The organism is Lentilactobacillus hilgardii, from assembly GCF_009832765.1.
GTDB classification, from domain to species: domain Bacteria; phylum Bacillota; class Bacilli; order Lactobacillales; family Lactobacillaceae; genus Lentilactobacillus; species Lentilactobacillus hilgardii.
In genome coordinates this window covers 2,965,861-2,981,552 of sequence record NZ_CP047121.1, presented here as the reverse complement: position 1 = coordinate 2,981,552, position 15,692 = coordinate 2,965,861, and the positions used below count along the sequence as shown (strand labels likewise).

The following is a 15,692-nucleotide window of genomic DNA, read 5'->3' as shown; positions in this document are numbered from 1 at the left end:
GAGATAGTGTGATTAAAGGAAAATAATGTATAGTAATGAATTTTTGACACCTGTTATCAATCATAATAACCACTTCTTTTAGAGTAATTAGCCATTAAATGATTTCTTCTTCATAATTAAAAAGGAAATGGCATATGAAACTGAAAAATCTAAAATTATAACGCCAAGTACGATTAAAAAAATAATGTAGCCAGAAGTGTTTACAATTGATACTGTCAGTGCGTCTATTGAAAAGAGTTTAAAGATACCAAAAGTTAAAGCAATGATTGTCAGAAAGCCGATTATTAATCCATTTTGATTAAATAGGTAGATAAATGGGATTAGAAAGAAAATGTAGATTACTGAGATCACCAAAACGATTAAGCTAAATTCAAAGAGTTGAGTGATTGTCATTACGCTAGAAAATAATCTTGATATAAGAGCTGTGGCAAAAGTAATAATAGTTGCTATTAAAGAAATGATGAATGCAATGGTGTAACGAGAAAGGATCACCTTAGATAATGGGATATTCAATGTTTTCAAAAATAACAGCCAATTTGAATGAGAATCATCTAAAAAGAGTGTTTGTAAGCTATTTAAGAGTAGCATGCTTAAAAATATGACAGAGATAATACTACCGCTTTCTTTTAGCCAGATCGTGCTTCCGACTAAAAGAATCAGTGCTGCTAAAATATAGCTTTTTTTGAACCAAAGTTTTTCAAGACTATAAACGTCTTTTAGAATAAGTCCATTCATCTTTGATTCCCCCAGTCTTTAACAGCTTGGACGAAGTCTTGTTCCAGTGAAGTGGCATTATCATCATAGTTGATGGATCTTTCTAAAATGATTTTGCCATTATCCAGTAAAATAAATCTAGTGCCTATTTTGATGACATCATCCAGATTGTGAGTTGTCATAATAACCGCAGCGTGATTGGTTATGACGTAGTTTTTAATGGCCTCCAGAACTGTGTTTCGAACAATTGGATCCAAGCCACTTGTGATTTCGTCAAAAAGTAGAAGTGATGCTTTATGGGATAATGTGACAGCTACAGAGAATTGCATCTTCATCCCCTTTGAAAATTTTTCAAGTGGAGTATTGCGTGGCAGGTTGAATGAATCAACGTAAGCGTCAAACGTTTTTGATTGCCAACTTGGAAGTAAGTTCTTCAAAACGTTCGAGAGTTCCTTGATAGTTAATTTTTGTGGAAATGGAATAGAATCAAATGCAAATCCGATTTGATCAGTGTCTAAATGAATGTTTCCGTCTGATAGGGGGTAAATGCCAACGATCGATTTAAGAAGAGATGTTTTTCCGGATCCGTTTTCACCAATAATGCCAATAATGTCACCCGCAGTAGCAGTAAATGAAATGTCCCTTAGTGTAAAAGAATCAAGAACGGTTTTTAAATGATTAATTTGCAGTAAAACTTTCGCCATGTTAATCACTTCCTATCTTGATTATTGTGGGTATTCTTGCTGAGTATAATTGGGTAGCCGAAAGCAATAACTCCTGTAATAATAATCAGGACAACTGTGGTGATATGAAGTTTTAGGAGAAACGCCACTGCTACGCTGACCAAAAGAATGCCAAGTAAGATTCTTATCGACATTGGTGCTTTCATAAATAAGGCCTCCAATTAAAAATAATAACTATGAAAATGAGTTAATTAAGATTATTGTGAATAAAACCAAGGTGGTCACTGCCTAATAATGTGAAGTTGTAACCATTAGTCTATCTCGGCTTTATTATAGTTCTGTGCATTCATTCTAGTGATAATGATGCTTATAAATTAGATCATTTATGTATAATTAGTCGAATATGCTTATAAGAAAGAGATTACTAGTGTGCAAACTGTATATGTGCCGGCCCGAAAAATATATAAGGGAGCTGATTTTAATTGAAACCAATTTTTATCCTAATTCGTGGAAATTCAGGAACGGGGAAAACAACATTAGCAAAGGAACTCCAATCATATTTTGGCTATGAGCAGTGTTTATTGCTCCAACAAGATGTATTGCGTCGGAGTATTTTGCATGCAGATGATCATAAAGGAACACCCGCAGTCGACATAATAGAAACACTGGTTAAATTTGGGTTTAGACATTATCCAATTGTCATTTTGGAAGGAATTCTGCGAAAAGATGTATATGGTTCGATGTTAAGACGACTGTGCAAAGAAACTAAAAGAAAATCCCTGGTTTACTACGTAGATATTCCTTTTGAACTTAGCTTGAAATTCAATCGTTTGAAGATACAGCCATTTGCAATACAGCAGTTGAGAAAATGGTGGATAAGCAAAGATTATTTAACTTCTGATGATACGAAACTATCTTCAGAAAAGATAGAAGATCTATTTGAAAGAATGGTTAAAGATATCAATAATTAGGTATTTTTAGATTGGGATTTTCACCATAAATGTCGGCCCTCCCCTAGTCAAGTCACTTTTGTAAAGCTATAATGTGACTAACTTTAATAAAATGTGAACGAGTTTAAACCGGAAGAGGTTGGTCAGAGTGATAATAGAGAATCGGTGGTCATGGGGTAGACAGATAACGATAGCGATTGTTTTGTTTTTAGGTTTTAGCATGATGTCAATGTTATTTTATAACGGCACGTTTTTAGAGCAGGCTGTTGCAGATCTGGTATATGCATTATTATCATTTGCGATTATGCTTTGGGCACTTAAGTCAACGAAAGTTTTCGTGCATCGACTGGCATTAACAAAGCCCATGATTATTTGGGGAATCATTTCTTTAGTCACATTAGGGATCGTCTTTGGGTTTGGCGGCGTTCCACAGCATGTCATTATGGTCCTTCAGGCAAAGCATCTTCTCGTCAACACACTAGTGGCCCTATCTGCGGCCATCTTCGAAGAGTCTATTAATCGTGGCTTCTTTCTTTCCGGATTTCTGGCATATGCGCAATACAATAGTCGTTCCTATAAGCTGACCCGTTCGGCAATTTATTCATCGATATTGTTTGGCACTTTCCACCTTGTTAATCTGCTGGGTGGTAATTCTAGTGCCGTTTTCCAGCAAGTCTTTTGGGCTTTTGTGATCGGTGTATTTCTTGCGGCTCTTCGCTTCACCACGAATACATTGTTTTGGGGGATGCTAATACATTTTCTTTTGGATTGGTTCCCAAGTGCATCGACCAAATTTGATATTCAACAGGCAAGCTGGGGCATTATTTTAGCAGTCTTTACGCCTTTATTAGTTGCCAGCGTTATTTATTTGGTGAAAGCTGATCAGGCCTATCAAAAACTACCGGCTGAAAGTGTTGCGTAAATGCCCAAGGGATGGTGAGGTATTATGATCATTAGTCGATTATTTAGCGAAAGTGATGCACAAATGGTATCAAATTTGGTTACAACCACGATGTTGACAACTAATATTAAAGAATACACTAGAGAATATTTGGAAAAAGATATCAAGGAGCGAACACCTTATTTTTTTATTAAATTGTCTCAATATGCCCACTGCTATGTTTTTATAGACAAAAACTGTGATGAAATTATTGGCTATGGTGCAATTGGACCTTATTGGGATAAAAAAGATGAAAGTAGCTTATTTAATATTTTTATACGACCTGATTATCAGGGGCGTGGTATTGGCAGAAAGCTTATTTATACCTTAGAGAATGATCCCTTTTTTAAAAGAGCAAAACGAATTGAAGTGCCTGCTTCTATAACTGCGCTTGAATTTTATGAAAAAATGGGGTACACATTTAAAAACGACGATTCGCGATTAGATGATGAAAGACTTTTTCACTTGGAAAAGTATAATAGTCATTGAACTAAAAGCTAAAAAACTCCCAGCAGTTTCGTTCGATTGCTGGGAGTTTCCTCCTATTCTGTTAAATTAATACTGAGGTTCCCATTTGGTGGCTTCGATTGCTTTCACAACTGACTTAATGGGCTGTTGATTTAATTTTTGATCGACGGCACTTTGCGCAACGGCTTCAGCGACTGTTTCCGAAAACTCATATAATTTTGAGACCGGTGGTAATACGGCAGCCCCAGGTTTCTTGACGTCAACGATACCTCCGAGTGAGTGGGCGGCTGCCGAAATCATCTTATCATTGAGGACGCTGGCAGTACTGGCAATCGCACCTAAACCAAGTCCGGGATAAATCAAGGCATTGTTGGCTTGACCAATTTCGTATGAAACACCCTGGTAGTCAACGTTCTTTGAGGGGATTCCGGTGGCAACCAAAGCCTTCCCATCGGTCCATTTGATTAAATCGTCCGCATGGGCTTCAATTAGTTTAGTCGGATTTGAAATTGGGAAGATAATCGGTCGTTCGGTATGAGCTGCCATTTCTTTTACAATGTCTTCGGTAAACGCGCCGGCTTGAGTTGATGTGCCAACCATGATTGTCGGGTGGACAGCTTTAACGGTACTAAGCAGATCGGTTAAGTCATCGGCATTGTTGAATTCGCTTCGTGAGCGGGCAAAGGGTTTCTGCTCCGGTGTTAGGTCAGGCGTATCATCGAATAGGAGCCCTTGTTTGTCAACCATGTAGAAGTGCTTACGAGCTTCTTGCGGACTCAATCCGAGGTTAACCATTTCTTCAAATATGCGTTGGGTAATACCGGCACCGGCTGTTCCGGCACCAAAGCACAAGTATCGTTGATCAATTAATTTTTGTTTGGAAATATTCAACGCACCCAGAATTCCGGCCAACACAATAATACCGGTTCCTTGAATATCATCGTTGAAAACCAAGTTATTATCTTTAAAACGATTCAAAATGTCAGCCGCATTGTCGCGACCAAAATCTTCGAAATGAAGGTAAACGTGTGGGAAGTTATTTTCGACGGCTTTAACAAATCTATTAACAAAGGCATCGTATTTAACACCCTGAATGCGGGGATGTTGATTGCCCAAATACATTGGGTCATGGAGAAGCTGTTGGTTATTCGTGCCGACATCGAGGACGACCGGTAATACCTGCCGGGGATCAATTCCGGCGGCCGCCGTGTAAACCATTAATTTACCAACGGCAATATCAACACCTTGTGTGCCCCAGTCGCCAATGCCCAGGATACCTTCACCATCGGTCACGACCAGAAGGCGGATATCTCGGCCGGCCGCGGCATTCTTAAGACTTTCTTCGATTGTATCCGGATCATCAATGGAAAGAAAAGCCGCGTTTTGAGGTTGAACAAACAAGTGACTGTAGTTTTCAACGGTTGTGGCGATGGTTGGATCGTAAACAATCGGCATGAATTCGGCGACGTGTTGGCTGAATACTTTGTAGAAAAGAACCCGATTTTCGTTAAAGATGCTCATTAGAAAAATCCGTTTTTCAAGGCTGGATGATTTCTCTTGGTATTGCGCGTAAACTTGAGCTACCTGTTGGTCCAGTGTTTGAATCCTTGGCGGCAGCATGCCCGTTAGTCCGAGTTGTTGACGTTCTTCCTTTGTAAAAGCAGTTCCTTTGTTTTTAAATGGATCGCTTAAAATAGTTTGAGTAGACATTTAATCACTGACTTCCTTTTTAATATTATTGCCGTCAGTGTATGCTTTGATTTTAACTATAGTCAAATACAGCGGATTCGATTATGATTATTTATAGTAGCAAACAAAACTGCTTTTAAATGGGGGATACATAGTGAATATTAGAGAGGCTGCATATTATGTTTCACTATCTGAAGAAAAAAGTTTTTCGAACGTGGCTAAAAAGTACCGTGTGAGCCAGCCGACGGTTTCAGCAGCGATTAAACGGTTGGAGGATGAATTTGGCAGCCAATTATTGGTGCGGGGTAACCCTCATCGGACCATTGCGCTGACACATACTGGTGAGCAACTGTTGGGACATGCCCAGGAGATCCTGTATCATTATCAGCTGGCAAAAACGGAAATCAAAAATAGTGAAAAAAGACGCTTGGTTGTGGGGATGCCGCCAATTATTGAAACAAATTATTTTCCAAAAATTGCCCAGCGCTTGTCTCCAGAAGATCTAACAAGTATTCAAACGGTTGAAGAAGGGTCTATCTCAGCGCTGAATGATTTGAAAAACGGGACGCTTGATATATCATTTTTAGGTTATATTGGTCAACTCACCGATCAAATGATTGACGTTCACCAGATTGATCAACAACCTTTTTCGATTTTGGTGGCGACTAACAGTCGATTAGCGAAGCAACAGCGCGTGAACTTTGCTGATTTGAAAAATCAAAATTTCATTTTGTTTAAGGACAGTTTTGTTCATGACCGTGTCTTTCGCCAGCTGTCAAACACCAACCATGTACGGCCGAAAGTCATTTTTCGAACCAACGCTGCCCAGAGTATTGTGAATATGGTTGCTCAGGGAATTGGCATTGGCTTTTTAACCAACGCCATTAAAATTAAGGATCCAAACGTTGTTCGACTGCGGCTTGATGATCCGTTGCAGCCGGTGTTTAAGATCGGATTGGCTCTGCGGCGGGGAATGGTCTTTAGTGAGGCCCAGGAGAAGATTGTAGCCATCTTGAAGAGCGCTGTTAAATGAGTTTGGTGGTCTTCATTATTTAATAAATCATCGCAAGCGCATACTAAAGGGGATTGTGACTATAAACATGAGATCACAATCCTTTACTTTATTTGATGGTTAAGTCGACGCCAGACAACTAATGCCAGTGACCAAGTGATGATGAACAGGATGACTAATATAATACCCAAATGCTGAAAGTTCAATCTGGTGCACCATTGAACGAGTTGATTATGTAAGTGAAACTGTCTGCCTGCAACTTGAACGAATTCAACGATTCCAACAAAGAAAGCAGTGGTGACCGATAAACCGGTTAGGACGATATTGTAGTAGACTTTTTGAAACGGGGAAGAGAACAGCCAGCTGTAAGCTGTACTCATAAATAGACCGTCACTGGTGTCCATCAAACACATTCCTGCGGTAAATAATAAGGGAAATGAGATGACCGCAAGCCAGGGAACACCATTATTGGTGGCCACAGCGGAAGTTGCCAAGACTGAGATCTGAGTAGCGGTGTCAAACCCCAACCCAAAGAGAAACCCAACAATCAATGTTTGCCAACTGTGCTGGATTAATTGCAGAGCTCTGTTAAAAATGCCAAGTGTCCAATGTGTCATTTGGTCGGCTGGCTGATCTGTATGTCCCTGACGAATCTGGTTGAATTGATGGCACGTCTGGATCGGGATCAGCAAATTGATTAATCCTAAAACAATTAAGACGGTACCTGAAAAGATCGGCCCGACGAGGTTACCAATGTGTTGAAAATGGGGAAGTCTTTCTTTGGACCAGTGAACAAAGAAAATAGTAATCAGTGTCATGAGCATGACAACCAAAGAGTGCCCAAGGGAGAAGAAAAAGCCGACACCATGTGTGTTTTTGCCATCATTAATGAGCTTGCGGGTAATATTATCGATGGTCGTAATGTGGTCAACGTCAAAAGCATGCTGAAGGCCGAATGTGAACGATAAAAAGGCCATTGCAAGAAGAGAAGGATACTTTCCCAGGTACAGAATGACCAATAGCCAACCGGTCGCAAATAACAAGAAAATGTAACTGCCGTATTTAATACTGTCACGAATAACGGAGTATTGTTGTGTGGGAACTTTTTCCACAAATAGGGCCTCTTTTTTAGAAATTGATAAACGACTGGAGTTTAAGAAGTTTATTGATAAGTGTTTGTTCATTATCAAGCCTTGATTGGTTAGGCAAGTTATGAGATGTTCAATCGTAGTTGAATTCGGTTGGTTATAATCGTTTCCGAGTTATTAATGATTTTTATAATCTGATACCGGATTATATGTGAGTTTTATAACTAATTCAAATCATCAGTGGGTTGAAGTCCAAACGTTTTTTATGAGATGGTCCGTTTAATGATCATCTTAGCCGTCATTTATGAGATAGGGCAAGAAAACACGTTCTTTTAAGGACGTGATGAATTGCCCCCGTTTTTACGGCTAATAAACGATAATTACCTGCCAATAAATTTCCTTGTTTTTATGAATCTACGTATACAGTAGTACTCTTAACATGCTATAATATTTATTGCAAAAAGTACGAATCAATTAACGTATGACAAAACTTCGTTTCATAACGCGAATTATCATTACACGTGGGGAACTAGACTTTAACTTGTCCCATTGAGGAATTTGCAAATGCTCTGATTTACAAGGCCCGCCGATGAACACGGTTTTGGAATTGTTCATATAAAGATTGGCCAAGATGATTAGGTCCAGCTATTAGTAAGCGTGCCTAAACGGCATGACTGCCTTTCGGTTATTTTGTCAGTGTCCAGGGTTACCGACTTTAATTGACAACCAAAGGATCGTCACTGGTGGTTACCGCGTGATGATGTTAAAAGCATTGGCACCAGAGAAAGAACAATAAAGAGAGGAGGCATCCCAGTGACCACAGTGGTTAAAGGGGTTAAACTGCGCTTATACCCTAACCAAACACAAATTGATCAATTATGGCAACTATTTGGTAACGATCGGTTTGTTTGGAATCAAATGTTAGCGATGGCTAATAAACGTTATGAAAATAATCCGAAAAGTCAGTTTGTTGGCGAATACGATATGAATTATCTGCTTAAACGGTTTAAGCAAGAGTACCCATTCTTAAAAGCTAGTGATTCCACCAGCTTATTTGTGGTTAACCATAACCTCGCGCTGGCGTTTAAGAACTTGTTTCAACATCGGGGTGGTCATCCGCGGTTCAAGTCCCGCCATAGCGCTAAGCAAGCCTACACCGGGAAATCAATCTGCGTTGTGGAGGCTAAGCGGCGTTTAAGATTGCCTAAAATTGGGAGTATTCGAACCAACAAGACTAACCAATTAGTTGATGCCAAAATTAAGCGGTACACGGTTAGTCATGATGCCACGGGACGCTACTACCTTTCCTTACAGGTCGAAACCGAAGTTCACGATTTGCCGAAAACCAACCAGAGGGTTGGCTTGGATATGGGCGTTGCTGATTTAGCGATTACCTCCAACGGGGTTAAGTACGGGACTTTCAATGCCCGGTGGCTGGAAAAGCAAGCCAAGTGTTGGCAAGCGAAGTTTAGCCGGCGCAAACATCAGGCCACTGTTGCGATGCGCCAATGGAATCATCACCATAAATTATCCAAAATGGCACTCAACGATTATCAAAATTGGCAACGGGCTAAAATAACCAAAGCGCGTTATCAAGCAAAAATCGCCAACCAGCGCAAGGACTATCTCCATAAACTGACGACGGACTTAGTTAGAAACTATGATGTGATTGTGATTGAGGATTTGAAAACCAAGAATCTGATGCGCAATCACCACCTAGCCAAGTCAATTGCTAATGCCAGTTGGTATCAATTCCGAACCATGCTGGAATATAAGTGTGCCTGGTACGGTAAGCAATTAGTGGTAGTGAGCGCCAAAAATACTTCCCGAATCTGTTCAGCGTGCGGTCAGAATGACGGTGCTAAGCCCTTAACTATTCGGGAATGGACGTGTTCTAAATGCCGGGCTCATCACGACCGCGATATTAATGCGGCAGTTAATATCCTTAATTGCGGACTAAAAGCTATTGGTTAGGAACTAGCCGTGGTAAAAGAGCGAAGTTCTGTAAGTTAGGTCTTCGGCATACCGATGTAACAGCCTAAATACTACTTCGTGTTCCCAGAAGCTCGGTCATTCATAACCGAGTAGTTCACTTCCGGCAGTCTTTGCCTTATGGCTATTTGGATTGTTGCTAATGACAGTTGTCGTTACTGGGTCGACTGTTTCGGCTAATGGCATGAAAGGGTTACTAATCAATGGCGTTTTTTATGCGCTGGGAATGTTTTCGACCGTTTTTACAGGTTTTAAAAAGATTAATCCATTTTCACTAATCAACCAAAATATGCAGTTTCTGCAGGGGAAGCAGAGCCTTGGTGAATATGGCGTGGCTTTGGCTATCACGGTGATTTTAATGTTGATCAGCCTTGCAATCTCGCTTATCCTTTTTAACCGTAAGCGAGTTTAATAAAAATTGAAAATCCAATGTGTTAAGTAGTAAATGGTAATTTTGATGGGCTTTCAGAGGATGACTAATTAAAATTTAAGACGATAAGAGACCGAGGGCTTTTCCCCGGCCTCTTTGTTTGTGCGGTGATTGGTACTTATGGATGAGTTCGCAAAAACGGAAACTTAGTGTCACTAATGTCAAAAACTAATTAGTGTTTAGATACACGGACAGTACTGTCAGATCAATGTCTTTGATTTACAGCTAGGCATTTTAGTTAGTTGGTAAGATACTGTAGTTGCTTGTTAGTTCTCGAAATCAGAGTAGTTGATGTCAAGAGTGGAGAACAAAGCCCTTTAACTTAGTTTAATAGGAGGAGTGGATTGTAATGTTTAATAAATATTTTTTTAAAGACGCTCATTTTTGGATTGGGCTTATAATTGCCTATTTGAACAGGAACATTTTTATTCATGTTTCGATCTTAAATCCTTTGTGGATTATTGATTTATTGCTGTTTATCGCAGGAGTTTACTTGGTTATATCCAGTTTATTGAATAAGAAGAAATATAAATTTGTCAAATAATGTTTTGAGAGGAATTTTATTTTGTCTGTAGTTAGATATGTATTGGTTACTGAGCTATCCGTTTAAAAACAAGACTTGGAATAACTACAAAAACATTAGTGATTTTATCTAACTGCCAACAGATAAAAAAGTATCACAATCCTGCATTAATCTTGGATCGTGATGCCTACGTAACTGTTACGGATGTGAGTAGTTCTATTTTTGACTTAGTGTGATTTTTTAGATCGGTGTATCATGTCGTGCAATTTCTTGTAAGACATTATAAGATAAAGGAACTAAGGTTAATGACATTTATGATACCCCCCCTACATTAAAAGTGGCTTTACTCACTCAACCACTTAATTGACACCGGCAGTGAACTAATGTGTGGCAGATTGTGAAAAGCTTTTCGATTGATGTAAATGACGGCCGTTGCGTGCCCTTTCTTAGGTTGGCGAACCCGAACAATTATCTTTTGTTTTTCTTTAGAAACGGTCACATCACAGAGATAACTGCCGGTTTGGGGAAGCTGCTGCAGGCGGCTTGAAGGATTGACGATTGATAAGCCGTCAATTTGAGCATGGATCAGTTTACCGGTTGTTTCGTAAGGATGTCCTAATAATTTGTTGGCTTCTTTAATCCTACCCTGACCAATCAATTTTCTAATCCGGCTGGAACCGATTTTTAACCGTTGGCTATCCAGTTCTCTAACCGTGACGGTTTGAATACGATGATTGCTGATAGCTGCCATTGAATCAATGGTAGTTGTCCCACCTTGTCCGAAAGTATAATCGAAACCGGCTACCACAATCTTGGCATTCAGTCCGATGACGTATTTTTCGATGAATGTCTTTGGAGAGAGGCCGGCAAAGTGCTGATTAAAATCGACAACGTATAAGATATCAGCGTGCAATTTTTCGATTAGTTCGGCTTTCTGTTTTAGTGTGGTCAAATAGCGAAATGTCGATGATGAATCATGATGAAAAATTCGTGATGCGTGGCGGTTAAACGTCATGACGGCAAGCGGAAGGCCACGCTGATTCGCAATTTTTCCAGCTGTTTGGATCACAAATTGATGTCCCTTGTGGACGCCGTCAAAAAAGCCGAGGGCGAGAACAATCGGCTTTTTTGACGGGATGAATGATTGTTGACGTGAATCAAGATAAATAACTTGCATGAGCGGGTTTCTCCCCGAATTTGATCTAATAAATTAATGTAAACACTTAACTCTAATCATAAGGTATTAAAGATGACTGCTCAACCATAATCTATTTTATGAGATAGGGAAAGAAAACACGTTCTTTTAAGGACGTGATGAATTGCCCCCGTTTTTACGGCTAATAAACGATAATTACCAGCCAATAAATTTCCTTGTTTTTACGAATCTACGTATACAATAGCACTCTTAATATGCTATAATATTTATTGCAAAAAGTACGAATCAATTAACGTATGACAAAACTGCGTTTCATAACGCGAATTACCATAACACATATGGGTAGCAGGCTTTAACCAAACACGTTGAGAAAATTTTCAAACGTCTGGTTAACGAAGCCGTTGATGAACCCGGCTTTAAAATTGTTCATCTGAAGGTGCTCAAGATGTTCAGGTCCAACTACTAGTAAGCGTGCCTAAACGGCATGACTGCCATCAGTGTCCGGAGTTGTCGACAAGCGATTGGCAACCGAAGGATCAGGGCTGTCAATGAATGGGCAATCGCTAAGTATTTTGATATTCAGCACCAGAAAGAACAATCAAGAGAGGAGCATCCCAGTGACGACAGTGGTTAAAGGGGTTAAGCTACGATTATATCCTAACCAAGCCCAAATCAATCAGTTGTGGCAACTGTTTGGCAACGATCGGTTTGTTTGGAATCAAATGTTAGCCATGGCTAATAAACGTTATGAAAATAACCCGAAAAGTCAGTTTGTTGGCGAATACGATATGAATTACCTGCTTAAACGGTTTAAGCAAGAGTACCCCTTCCTCAAAGCCAGTGATTCTACCAGCTTATTTGTGGTTAACCATAATCTCGCACTTGCTTTTAAGAATTTATTCCAACATCGGAGTGGTCATCCGCGGTTTAAGTCCCGCCATAGTGCTAAGCAAGCCTATACCGGACAATCAACTTGCGTTGTGGAAGCTAAGCGGCGTTTAAGATTGCCCAAACTCGGGAGTATTCGGACCAGTAAGACTAACCAATTAACCGACGCCAAAATTAAGCGTTACACAATTAGTCATGATGCCACGGGGCGCTACTATCTTTCCCTGCAGGTCGAAACCGAAGTTCATGACTTGCCGAAGACTCACCAAATGGTGGGCTTGGATATGGGTGTCGCCGATTTGGCAATTACTTCCAATGGGGTTAAGTACGGGACTTTCAATGCCCGGTGGCTGGAGAAACAAGCGACTTTATGGCAAGCGAAGTTTAGTCGGCGCAAGCGTCAGGCCACCGTTGCGATGCGCCAATGGAATCATCACCATAAATTATCCAAAATGGCACTCAACGATTATCAAAATTGGCAACGGGCGCGGATGGTTAAAGCGCGTTATCAAGCAAAAATCGCCAACCAGCGCAAAGATTACCTGCATAAACTGACGACGGACTTAGTTAGAAACTATGATGTGATTGTGATTGAGGATTTGAAAACCAAGAATCTGATGCGCAATCACCACCTAGCCAAGTCCATCGCTAACGCCAGTTGGTATCAATTCCGGACCATGCTGGAATACAAGTGTGCCTGGTACGGTAAGCAATTAATGATGGTGAACGCCAAAAACACTTCCCGAATCTGTTCAGCATGCGGTCAGAATGACGGCCCCAAGCCCTTAGATATTCGGGAATGGACGTGTTCTGAATGCCGGACTCATCACGACAGAGATATTAATGCGGCAGTTAATATCCTTAATTGCGGACTAAAAGCCATTGGTTAGGAACTAGCCATGGTAAAAGAGCGGAGTTCTGTAAGTTGGGTTTTCGGCATACCGATGTAACAGCCTAAATACTACTTCGTGTTCCCAGAAGCTCGGTCATTCATAACCGAGTAGTTCACAAAGGTCATCTTTCAGCAAAACAAAAGCTGGGCACAAAACAAGAATTTTGTCCCAACTTTTTGATTATGATTAAACGATGGTGGTTTGTATTAATATCGGCATAATCAGTTAACTCGAAGCGGGTTAACTGATTATCTTTACTTCGAAAGCAACCATCTTTAATTTTGTCTAGTTAGTTTGAAGTTGGCCTTCCTGCGCTTCCTTTAAGAAGTAGCTGAATGGCTTCAAATCTTGAGCTTGATACTTCCTGACGAATGCATCAATCTTCTTTTGATCTTGCCATGCAGGGTCAATGAACATGTGTTGGGTTGTGAGTGGCATATCGTGAGTCAACTTGACATCGATCACAACTGGTTTGTCGGTGCTACCGGCATCTTCAAGGGCTTTCTTCATATCATCCTTGGTTCGAACGGTATAGCTAACGGCACCCATGCCTTCAGCAACTTCTGCCCAGTTGGTATCCGGTAGGTCAACACCGGAAAGTGGCTGGTGGGTATCATCTGTTTGTTCAGCCTCAATATAGCCGAGTGTTTCATTACTGAAGATAACGTTAACGACATGTAAGCCATATTTAACCTGAGTCATAACCTCTTCCATCAGCATTGCGAAGCCACCGTCACCACTCAGACTGTAAACGTCGCGGTCTGGATATTCCATCTTGGCAGCAATTGAAGTTGGTAGTGCAAAGCCCATGGTTGCGTAAATACCTGAAGTTGCCCACTTTTGATCGCCATGCATTGAAATTAAACGTTCAAAGTTAATGTTGACGTTTCCGACATCCACGGCGAAGACGGCTTTGTCACTAGCAGTCTTATTAATAACGTCAAATATTGGTTCCGGACGAACCGGCTTTTCGGTGGCATCTTTGAAGCTGTTTTGCCAATCGAGCCAGTTGGTTTTATCGGCCAAAGCAGCTTGATAGAATGCGGATGGCTTTCTTTCTTCACCGGCATCCAAAATAGCCTTCAGGGCCTTCTTGGAGTCTGTCAGCATGGAAACATCGTTGTGACGACGTTTACCCAACTTTTCACTTTCGATATCAATTTGAATGACTTTTGCTTTTTTATTGAACAGGAAAACACTGAATGGCACATCATTACCAACCCAAAGAATCAGGTCGGTACTAAATCCGATTTCAGCCCCCGGCTTAGGTGCAACCCGGCCGGTAGATCCCAGATAAGCTGGATAATCGTCATCAATAATGCCCTTAGCCAAAACGGATGAGACTAATGGCATCTTAAACTTTTCGGAAACGGCTTTTAATTCATCAGCGGCGTCTTTGGCACCAAGACCGAAGTAAATCATTGGTGATTTGGCATCTTTGATTAACTTGACGGCTTCGGAAACGTCTTCAGGACGTGGATCCGGATATGCCGGTGCGGTATGTGACTTCAAATTCGGTTCGTAAGTATTATCAATTTGAGCCCAGCCAAGATCTTTTGGAATCGTTAATACAGCAACACCGTGCTTCATATACGCTTGACGGATGGCTTCATCAGTCATTCGCGGCAAGGCATCGGCAGTCATTGCCGTTCGATTCCAGACCGCTACATCATCAAAGATAGGTTCTTCATCCATGGCTTGGAAGAAGTCCATGTTCATATTACTGGTAGGCACTTGAGCAACTAAAGCAACAACCGGAACGCCATCACTTTTAGCATCGTATAGGCCATTAAGTAAATGGACCGCACCGGGGCCGGCTGAACCGAAGCAGACACCGACCTTACCGGTTAACTTTGCGGTTGCCGATGCAGCAATCGCACCCGCTTCCTCGTGACGTACTTGAACATAGTTAATCTTATCTTTTTGATTATGAATTGCATTCATGGTCGAGTCAAATGAGCCACCTGGCAGGCCATAGATGTGGTTAACGCCCCATTGTTCCAGCACCTTTAATACAGCATCAGAACCACTAATCTTTTCAACCATAAATTAAGCCTCCTAAAATTATTTTGTAAAATGCTCTTCACTTACTCGAGTATAGTTGCATGATTGTGAAATGTAAACGCTTTAATTTAATCTTTTCATTTTTTAGTTAGTGAATTTTAAATAAAAACACCGAAAGTTAAAGGATAAATCCTATTACCATAGATGTTTTGGCTCATTAATAAAGGAACTGCTTGTGAAATGAAAGGTGTCGTGAAATTGA

The 15,692-nt window shown here is 40.6% G+C and carries 14 protein-coding genes; 7 read left to right on the top strand and 7 right to left on the bottom strand.

Annotated features, from left to right (window positions below):
• Positions 1–87 precede the first annotated feature (87 nt).
• From GQR93_RS14085 to GQR93_RS14075, 3 genes are read right to left on the bottom strand one after another with little or no spacing between them, the layout of a single operon-like run.
• Positions 88–735, bottom strand: coding sequence for an ABC-2 transporter permease (locus GQR93_RS14085; protein WP_159298817.1), 648 nt, complete (start codon positions 733–735; stop codon positions 88–90).
• On the bottom strand, positions 732–1,418 hold the full coding sequence (locus GQR93_RS14080) for an ATP-binding cassette domain-containing protein (RefSeq protein ID WP_003550793.1): 687 nt from the start codon (positions 1,416–1,418) through the stop codon (positions 732–734). The genes GQR93_RS14085 and GQR93_RS14080 overlap by 4 nt, the downstream gene beginning before the upstream one ends.
• Positions 1,419–1,423: 5 nt before the next feature.
• Complete coding sequence (locus GQR93_RS14075) at positions 1,424–1,603, bottom strand: hypothetical protein (protein ID WP_003550792.1); 180 nt, start codon at positions 1,601–1,603, stop codon at positions 1,424–1,426.
• Positions 1,604–1,879: 276 nt separating this feature from the next.
• Here GQR93_RS14075 and GQR93_RS14070 point away from each other — a divergent pair, with 276 nt between their 5' ends.
• From GQR93_RS14070 to GQR93_RS14060, 3 genes are all read left to right on the top strand, one after another.
• Entirely contained in the window at positions 1,880–2,368 is a 489-nt protein-coding gene (locus tag GQR93_RS14070; RefSeq protein WP_003550791.1) for a zeta toxin family protein, read from the top strand.
• A gap of 127 nt (positions 2,369–2,495) precedes the next feature.
• On the top strand, positions 2,496–3,269 hold the full coding sequence (locus GQR93_RS14065) for a CPBP family intramembrane glutamic endopeptidase (protein WP_003550785.1): 774 nt from the start codon (positions 2,496–2,498) through the stop codon (positions 3,267–3,269).
• A 24-nt stretch (positions 3,270–3,293) separates the two neighbouring features.
• Complete coding sequence (locus tag GQR93_RS14060) at positions 3,294–3,776, top strand: GNAT family N-acetyltransferase (protein WP_003550778.1); 483 nt, start codon at positions 3,294–3,296, stop codon at positions 3,774–3,776.
• A 66-nt stretch (positions 3,777–3,842) separates the two neighbouring features.
• On the opposite strand, the gene GQR93_RS14055 is transcribed toward GQR93_RS14060, so the two are convergent.
• On the bottom strand, positions 3,843–5,465 hold the full coding sequence (locus tag GQR93_RS14055) for a malolactic enzyme (RefSeq protein ID WP_003550777.1): 1,623 nt from the start codon (positions 5,463–5,465) through the stop codon (positions 3,843–3,845).
• 133 nt (positions 5,466–5,598) lie between these two features.
• Here GQR93_RS14055 and GQR93_RS14050 point away from each other — a divergent pair, with 133 nt between their 5' ends.
• Positions 5,599–6,477 (top strand): LysR family transcriptional regulator, encoded by an 879-nt coding sequence (locus GQR93_RS14050; protein ID WP_003550776.1) that lies wholly within the window; start codon positions 5,599–5,601, stop codon positions 6,475–6,477.
• An 83-nt stretch (positions 6,478–6,560) separates the two neighbouring features.
• Here GQR93_RS14050 and GQR93_RS14045 read toward each other — a convergent pair whose 3' ends face one another.
• A complete protein-coding gene (locus tag GQR93_RS14045) occupies positions 6,561–7,568 on the bottom strand; it encodes a HoxN/HupN/NixA family nickel/cobalt transporter (RefSeq protein WP_225430356.1) in 1,008 nt (335 codons plus the stop codon).
• Positions 7,569–8,357: 789 nt separating this feature from the next.
• Here GQR93_RS14045 and GQR93_RS14040 point away from each other — a divergent pair.
• Positions 8,358–9,518: an RNA-guided endonuclease TnpB family protein gene (locus GQR93_RS14040; RefSeq protein ID WP_159298816.1), complete on the top strand. Its 1,161-nt coding sequence runs from the start codon at positions 8,358–8,360 to the stop codon at positions 9,516–9,518.
• Positions 9,519–9,678: 160 nt separating this feature from the next.
• Complete coding sequence (locus tag GQR93_RS14035; RefSeq protein WP_003550769.1) at positions 9,679–9,948, top strand: hypothetical protein; 270 nt, start codon at positions 9,679–9,681, stop codon at positions 9,946–9,948.
• 884 nt (positions 9,949–10,832) lie between these two features.
• Here GQR93_RS14035 and GQR93_RS14025 read toward each other — a convergent pair.
• Complete coding sequence (locus tag GQR93_RS14025; protein ID WP_003550765.1) at positions 10,833–11,666, bottom strand: FAD synthetase family protein; 834 nt, start codon at positions 11,664–11,666, stop codon at positions 10,833–10,835.
• 596 nt (positions 11,667–12,262) lie between these two features.
• Between GQR93_RS14025 and GQR93_RS14020 the strand changes: the two genes are divergently transcribed.
• Positions 12,263–13,423: an RNA-guided endonuclease TnpB family protein gene (locus tag GQR93_RS14020; protein ID WP_035444160.1), complete on the top strand. Its 1,161-nt coding sequence runs from the start codon at positions 12,263–12,265 to the stop codon at positions 13,421–13,423.
• Between the two features lie 288 nt (positions 13,424–13,711).
• Here the strand turns inward: GQR93_RS14020 and spxB are convergent, their stop codons facing one another.
• Complete coding sequence (gene spxB, locus GQR93_RS14015) at positions 13,712–15,472, bottom strand: pyruvate oxidase (RefSeq protein WP_003550761.1); 1,761 nt, start codon at positions 15,470–15,472, stop codon at positions 13,712–13,714.
• Between the last annotated feature and the right edge of the window lie 220 nt (positions 15,473–15,692).

What these genes read in the sequence shown, in the direction of transcription:
- GQR93_RS14085 (WP_159298817.1), bottom strand. Translation starts at nt 735, where the DNA reads ATGAATGGACTTATTCTAAAAGACGTTTATAGTCTTGAAAAACTTTGG.
- GQR93_RS14080 (WP_003550793.1), bottom strand. Translation starts at nt 1,418, where the DNA reads ATGGCGAAAGTTTTACTGCAAATTAATCATTTAAAAACCGTTCTTGAT.
- GQR93_RS14075 (WP_003550792.1), bottom strand. Translation starts at nt 1,603, where the DNA reads ATGAAAGCACCAATGTCGATAAGAATCTTACTTGGCATTCTTTTGGTC.
- GQR93_RS14060 (WP_003550778.1), top strand. Translation starts at nt 3,294, where the DNA reads ATGATCATTAGTCGATTATTTAGCGAAAGTGATGCACAAATGGTATCA.
- GQR93_RS14055 (WP_003550777.1), bottom strand. Translation starts at nt 5,465, where the DNA reads ATGTCTACTCAAACTATTTTAAGCGATCCATTTAAAAACAAAGGAACT.
- GQR93_RS14035 (WP_003550769.1), top strand. Translation starts at nt 9,679, where the DNA reads ATGACAGTTGTCGTTACTGGGTCGACTGTTTCGGCTAATGGCATGAAA.
- GQR93_RS14025 (WP_003550765.1), bottom strand. Translation starts at nt 11,666, where the DNA reads ATGCAAGTTATTTATCTTGATTCACGTCAACAATCATTCATCCCGTCA.
- spxB (WP_003550761.1), bottom strand. Translation starts at nt 15,472, where the DNA reads ATGGTTGAAAAGATTAGTGGTTCTGATGCTGTATTAAAGGTGCTGGAA.